Annotated in this window: 9 protein-coding genes and 1 pseudogene; 3 read left to right on the forward strand and 7 right to left on the reverse strand. The window is 72.1% G+C overall.

Features of this window, described 5'->3' with window-relative positions; all coding sequences use genetic code 11:
* Positions 1-150 precede the first annotated feature (150 nt).
* The 6 genes from QMO56_RS26560 to QMO56_RS26585 are packed head-to-tail and all read right to left on the reverse strand — an operon-like array spanning position 151 to position 2888.
* Positions 151-579 (reverse strand): hypothetical protein, encoded by a 429-nt coding sequence (locus tag QMO56_RS26560; protein ID WP_283530632.1) that lies wholly within the window; start codon positions 577-579, stop codon positions 151-153.
* Complete coding sequence (locus QMO56_RS26565; RefSeq protein WP_283530634.1) at positions 576-1298, reverse strand: DUF6441 family protein; 723 nt, start codon at positions 1296-1298, stop codon at positions 576-578. The genes QMO56_RS26560 and QMO56_RS26565 overlap by 4 nt, the downstream gene beginning before the upstream one ends.
* A gap of 2 nt (positions 1299-1300) precedes the next feature.
* Positions 1301-1609: a hypothetical protein gene (locus QMO56_RS26570; protein ID WP_283530636.1), complete on the reverse strand. Its 309-nt coding sequence runs from the start codon at positions 1607-1609 to the stop codon at positions 1301-1303.
* A 6-nt stretch (positions 1610-1615) separates the two neighbouring features.
* On the reverse strand, positions 1616-1891 hold the full coding sequence (locus tag QMO56_RS26575; protein ID WP_283530638.1) for a hypothetical protein: 276 nt from the start codon (positions 1889-1891) through the stop codon (positions 1616-1618).
* Complete coding sequence (locus QMO56_RS26580; protein ID WP_283530639.1) at positions 1888-2544, reverse strand: structural protein; 657 nt, start codon at positions 2542-2544, stop codon at positions 1888-1890. Before QMO56_RS26580 ends, QMO56_RS26575 begins: the two co-directional genes overlap by 4 nt.
* Positions 2541-2888 (reverse strand): DUF2190 family protein, encoded by a 348-nt coding sequence (locus tag QMO56_RS26585; RefSeq protein ID WP_283530641.1) that lies wholly within the window; start codon positions 2886-2888, stop codon positions 2541-2543. The genes QMO56_RS26580 and QMO56_RS26585 overlap by 4 nt, the downstream gene beginning before the upstream one ends.
* Before the next feature lie 47 nt (positions 2889-2935).
* Here QMO56_RS26585 and QMO56_RS26590 point away from each other — a divergent pair, with 47 nt between their 5' ends.
* Positions 2936-3220: a type II toxin-antitoxin system Phd/YefM family antitoxin gene (locus tag QMO56_RS26590; RefSeq protein ID WP_283530643.1), complete on the forward strand. Its 285-nt coding sequence runs from the start codon at positions 2936-2938 to the stop codon at positions 3218-3220.
* Position 3221: 1 nt separating this feature from the next.
* A complete protein-coding gene (locus QMO56_RS26595; protein ID WP_283530645.1) occupies positions 3222-3641 on the forward strand; it encodes a PIN domain-containing protein in 420 nt (139 codons plus the stop codon).
* A 21-nt stretch (positions 3642-3662) separates the two neighbouring features.
* Here the strand turns inward: QMO56_RS26595 and QMO56_RS26600 are convergent, their stop codons facing one another.
* The gene (locus tag QMO56_RS26600; RefSeq protein WP_283530647.1) at positions 3663-4319 is read right to left on the reverse strand and encodes a hypothetical protein; all 657 of its coding nucleotides are present in this window, start codon (positions 4317-4319) and stop codon (positions 3663-3665) included.
* Between the two features lie 122 nt (positions 4320-4441).
* Here QMO56_RS26600 and QMO56_RS26605 point away from each other — a divergent pair.
* Positions 4442-4623: pseudogene (locus tag QMO56_RS26605) on the forward strand (winged helix-turn-helix transcriptional regulator); the annotation flags it as partial.

The raw sequence follows: 4623 nt of genomic DNA on the forward strand, positions 1-4623 counted from the left end.
GCTCCTGCTACCGTCGTAAGAGGAGTTTGCGAGTGCTGCCGTCGTCGTGCTGTCCGTCATGCCAGCCAATTCGGCGAACCAGCACCATCAACTCAAGGCCAGGCTCGGCTGACGCTTACCGCCGATGGCACGAGGCATCGGAAGCTCCTGTCAGGCCAGCGGCGAGCCGGCAACGGTGAAGGACAGCGTGACGGGCACGGAGGCGGCGCGGGCCGCGGCGGCGCCCTCGGTCTCGGCATCGTCGAAGGATGGCGCGCCGGGCTGCGCCCACTCGACCGCGCCACCGAGGGTGCGATCGCCGGCGATCGCGGCGGCGATGTCGACCAACAGCGCGTCGAGTAGCGCCCCCGTCACGGCGACGACCTCCACATCGGCGCGGTGCTCGACCGCCCAGGCGAGCGGCGAGAGGATCGGGGTCTCCTCCACCGTCTCGCCGTCGCGGACGACCACCAGCCCGCCGGGCGGCAGGCGCTGGGGGACGGTCTCGTTCCGTAGGACGTTCGGGGCGGGGTTCCGCGCGGCCAGGGCGGCGCCCAGGCGCGCGGACAGGGCGGCCAGGGCGGTCTCGCGGACACTCATCCGGTCCTCGCCGTCTCGGCTTCCCAGGCCGCCACGAAGCGCCGCGGCAGGCGCCGCAGTGCGCGCAGCGAGGCGCCGCGCACGTCGAGCTGCTTGGCGAGCTTCACCTGCGGCAGCAGCAGGAACATCGGCACCATCCCCTGTTCGAGCAGCCCGCGGGCCCAGGCCTCGCGGCCCTTGCGGTTGGCGGTGCCGACCTCGGCGACGCCGCCGGCGATCAGGCGGGTGCGCCGACGCCTGCCCGTTGCCGCGCCCTGACGCAGCGGCAGGCACCAGACGAAGCCTCGCCCCGAGCGGAAGGGCCGCAAGAAACCTTGGCCAGAGGCGACCATCTGCGCCGGCGTGACGCGCAGCCCCTTATCGCCGCGGCCGCGCCAGCCGCGGGCGGCGTTGAAGCCGGTGGCGATCGCGAGAAAGCGCCCGCCGCCCTTGGGCCTGATCAGCGCCCCTCGCTCGAAGGCGTCGATCACCAGCGGGGTCTTGCTCCAGACCAGGCCGGCGGCGCGCATCGATACGCCGGTGCGCGGAAAGGTCTGCGAGCGCCAGGCATTGGCGATGCCGCGCGCCTTGCCGCCAAGGGCGCCGGTAACCTGCTGGCGCAGTTCTCCCTTGAGCGCGTCGGTCTCGGCGCGCACGGCGCGGGAGGCAGCGCGCTCGCCGGCGCGGACCTCCTCAGCCATGGCTTTGCGGAGGTCGCCGACGATGGCGGTGAGGCGCACAGCTACCGTCGGCAGAGAACGCGCCAGGCGACCCCAGCGGCGTCCCGCTCGGCGCTATCCACGTTCAGGAGGTCCGGGCCGATGGTGAAGGTGTCGCCGGGCTCGATCGCCGGGAGGGCCGCGATGGCGACCGTCAGCACGTCGGTCGCGCGCAGCAGCGGCGTGTCGAAGGCGTCCACCACGCGATCGGGGCTGGAACGCAGCACACGGATCACGAGAGGACTGCCAGTGCCCGCGGCGCGGTAGATCGCCTCCACGCCGAGGTTCGGGTCGGCGGCGAGCACCGCCAGCGCGTCGTCGAACACGCCCATGGCGGATCAGCCCAGCCCGAGCCAGGAGGCGAGCTTCGCGCCGACCGCCGCGCCGACGATGCCGCCTGCCGCCGCCGCACCGGTGGCGGGGATGGCCGGCAACGCGCCCGGCATCCCACCGGCCGCCAGCGACAGCCGCGCCGTCAGGCCGGCCATCGCCTTGACCAGTTCCGTGACCGTGCGCGTCAGCTCGCGCATGTCCTTGTCGCCCTCGGCCAGGCGCCGCTCGATCTCGGTCAGGCGGGTGACGATGGTGCCGAGTTCCCGGTCGTGGTCCGTCATCGGGTGACCTCTCGCTGCCGCTGCAGCCGCTGGTGGATGGTCCAGGCCGCGACGCCGATCACCGCGGCGGCCACTCCCCAGGGGCCGAGCGCCCGCAGCACCGCGGCCAGACCCTCTGTGTGCGGCGCCAGCGTGGTGACGGCATCAACCACCGCCGCCGCCGTGACGCCGGCGACCACCGAGCCAGCGGCGGCGCGGACCGTGCCGCTGTGCGCGAGGCCGGGCTGAACCAGCCCCGCCATGCGCAGGCCCTCTGCGATCGTCTCCGGCGCGTAGGGCATGCCGCCGAGCTCGTGCCGGATGATCGCCTCGACCAGCCCGCGCATGGTCGCCGCGTCGTGCAGGTCGATCGGGTCGTCGAGGCCGACTCCGAGCCGCGCGGCGACCGCGGCCTGATAGGCCCGGGTGTCGTTCTCGTTGCTCGGCGCCCAGCGCGCGACGATGCCGCGGACCGTGCGCAGGCCATGCCGGTCCTGGTAGCTCTGCAGCAGCAGCGCCAGCGCGCGAATGCCGTGCTGGTGCGAGCGGAAGCGGCAGAAGCGCCCGTCCGAAGGCGGCGTCTCGAGCCCGAGCCACTTGTTCGTGGGCAGGTGCTCGATGTTGCCGGGGTTGCGGTTGCGGTATCCCCGGCTGAGCTTCGGATCGCCGCTCATGCGCCGGAGGCCGGCACGCGGTTGAGCCACACCCGCACGGTGGCGTCGGCGGCCAGCGCCGCCGCGGTGGCGATGCCGATCGAGAAGTTGCCCGTCGCCGTAGTGGTCACACGGCGGTTGGTGTTGTCCCAGAAGACCCGCGCGCCGGCCGAGATGGCGAGGGAGGGCTCCTTGGTGAGGTCGAAGACGCCCTGGGTGGCGGCCTCGATGACGGCGTTCTGCGCGCCGTCGACGGCGGCGACGCCGAACAGCGCGCCGACGAGGACGCCCTGGCCGACGGTGACACCTGCGGCATAGGGCACGGCGATGGCCAGGCTGTCGCCCGGCTGGACGAAGTTCCGCATGGGGTACTCCTGCGATGGTGATGGGAGGGGGCCGCACCGGAGCCGACATGCCGGTTGCGGCAAGTAGTGCATTTCACTATTATCTCGGCATGGACGAAGCCATCTCCGCCGCCGAGGCCAATCGCGCCTTCTCCCGCCTGCTGCGCGAGGTACGCGAGGAGGGCCGGACCTTCGTGGTCACCTCCCACGGCAAGCCCGTCGCCAAGCTGGTGCCCTGCGGCTCGGCCGAGGCAGGCCGCGAAGCGGCGCGTGCGAGCCTTCTGGCGCGCCTCGCCCGCCAGCCCGCGCAGGACGTCGGGCGCTGGACCCGCGACGAGCTCTACGAGCGCTGAGGTGCGGGTCGCGCTCGACACCAACGTCCTCGCCTACGCCGAGGGCGTGAACGGTCAGGACCGCAAGGACACCGCGCTGCTGATCCTGCGCGACTTCGCCGAGCACGAGCTGATGGTGCCGGCGCAGGCGCTCGGCGAGCTGTTCGTGGTGCTGACCCGCAAGGCCAAGCGCGAGGCGGCAGAGGCCCGCAACGCCGTGCTCGGCTGGTCGGACAGCTTCCCGCTGATCGACACCACGCCGGGGGTGATCCTCGAGGCGATGGAACTGGTGACCACCCATCGCCTCGCCTTCTGGGATTCCGTGATGCTGGCCGGCGCCGCGCAGGCGGGCTGCCGCATGCTCCTCTCGGAGGACATGCAGGACGGCTTCACCTGGCGCGGCGTGACGGTCCGGAACCCCTTCGGCACCACCAGGATCTGATGGCGCCGAGCGGCCGGGCGATCAGGTGCCCGGGTTGAACCAGGCGCCGCGCCAGTCGATGGCGCCGACGCCGAAGTCGAAGATCACGCTGACCTCGACCCCATCGACGCCCGAGACGGGCCCGGTGGTGACCTGCGGCCCCTCCGCGCCGTTCAGGTAGCCGTAGACGTAGACCGGCGCCGAGAGCGGATCGGAGAAGAGGTACCAGCGGTTGTTCTGGATCAGCGGCTCGACCAGCGGCTGCACGAAGCCTGCGAAGACGTTCGCGTTCGGGGTCTGCGTCGCCGCGACGCTCACGGTGAGCTGCCGCGCCGCGAGCTCCTGGTTCGGCCCGACCAGCAGGCGCATCGAGGAACCGATGGCGATCGGCAGCCCGTCGAGGGTCTTCTGGCGCATGATGGCGGCGCGGCCGGTGGCGAGCCCGCCGAGATCCAGCGCCGAGCCCGCGCCCGCCTTGTTGGCCCGCGCCGCGCCGGTGCCGAACACCGCGGCGTTGCCGGTGGTCAGCGTCGGGCCGTCGCCGTTGGCCAGGTTCACGAGGCCGTAGGCGGTGGCGTTCTCGAAGTCGGCGACGCGTCGGCCGATCGCGGCGGCGAAGTCGGTGAAGGCGCCGAGGTCGTCGTTCACCAGCATCGGCCGCGTGACGCGGATGCGCCGCGCGAAAGTCTGCAGCAGCACGATCTCCTGGTGTTGATTGCCACTGAGACCTGACCCGGTTTGGGGTAAAGTTGCCACTGAGAGTTGACCCATGTTCGGACGCTAGCCTCGGCCTTTTGGCGGGGGCAGCGGGAGTGTTGGACATGGCGTTGTTGAGCGTTATCCGGCGCTGGCATTTCCGGGAGCACCTGTCGATCCGCGCGATTGCCCGCCGGACCGGCCTGTCGCGGAACACCATCCGCAAGTACCTGCGGTCCGAGGCGGTGGAGCCTGTGTTCAGGGCCCCTGATCGGCCCAGCAAGCTGGATCCTTTCGCCGAGCGGCT

Origin of the sequence: Roseomonas sp. E05 (genome assembly GCF_030063475.1) — a bacterium.
Taxonomy (GTDB): domain Bacteria; phylum Pseudomonadota; class Alphaproteobacteria; order Acetobacterales; family Acetobacteraceae; genus Pseudoroseomonas.

Bases quoted from the DNA above. Each gene is read 5' to 3' on its own strand.
- QMO56_RS26560 (WP_283530632.1), bottom strand. From the start codon at position 579: ATGAGTGTCCGCGAGACCGCCCTGGCCGCCCTGTCCGCGCGCCTGGGC.
- QMO56_RS26570 (WP_283530636.1), bottom strand. From the start codon at position 1,609: ATGGGCGTGTTCGACGACGCGCTGGCGGTGCTCGCCGCCGACCCGAAC.
- QMO56_RS26575 (WP_283530638.1), bottom strand. From the start codon at position 1,891: ATGACGGACCACGACCGGGAACTCGGCACCATCGTCACCCGCCTGACC.
- QMO56_RS26580 (WP_283530639.1), bottom strand. From the start codon at position 2,544: ATGAGCGGCGATCCGAAGCTCAGCCGGGGATACCGCAACCGCAACCCC.
- QMO56_RS26585 (WP_283530641.1), bottom strand. From the start codon at position 2,888: ATGCGGAACTTCGTCCAGCCGGGCGACAGCCTGGCCATCGCCGTGCCC.
- QMO56_RS26590 (WP_283530643.1), top strand. From the start codon at position 2,936: ATGCCGGTTGCGGCAAGTAGTGCATTTCACTATTATCTCGGCATGGAC.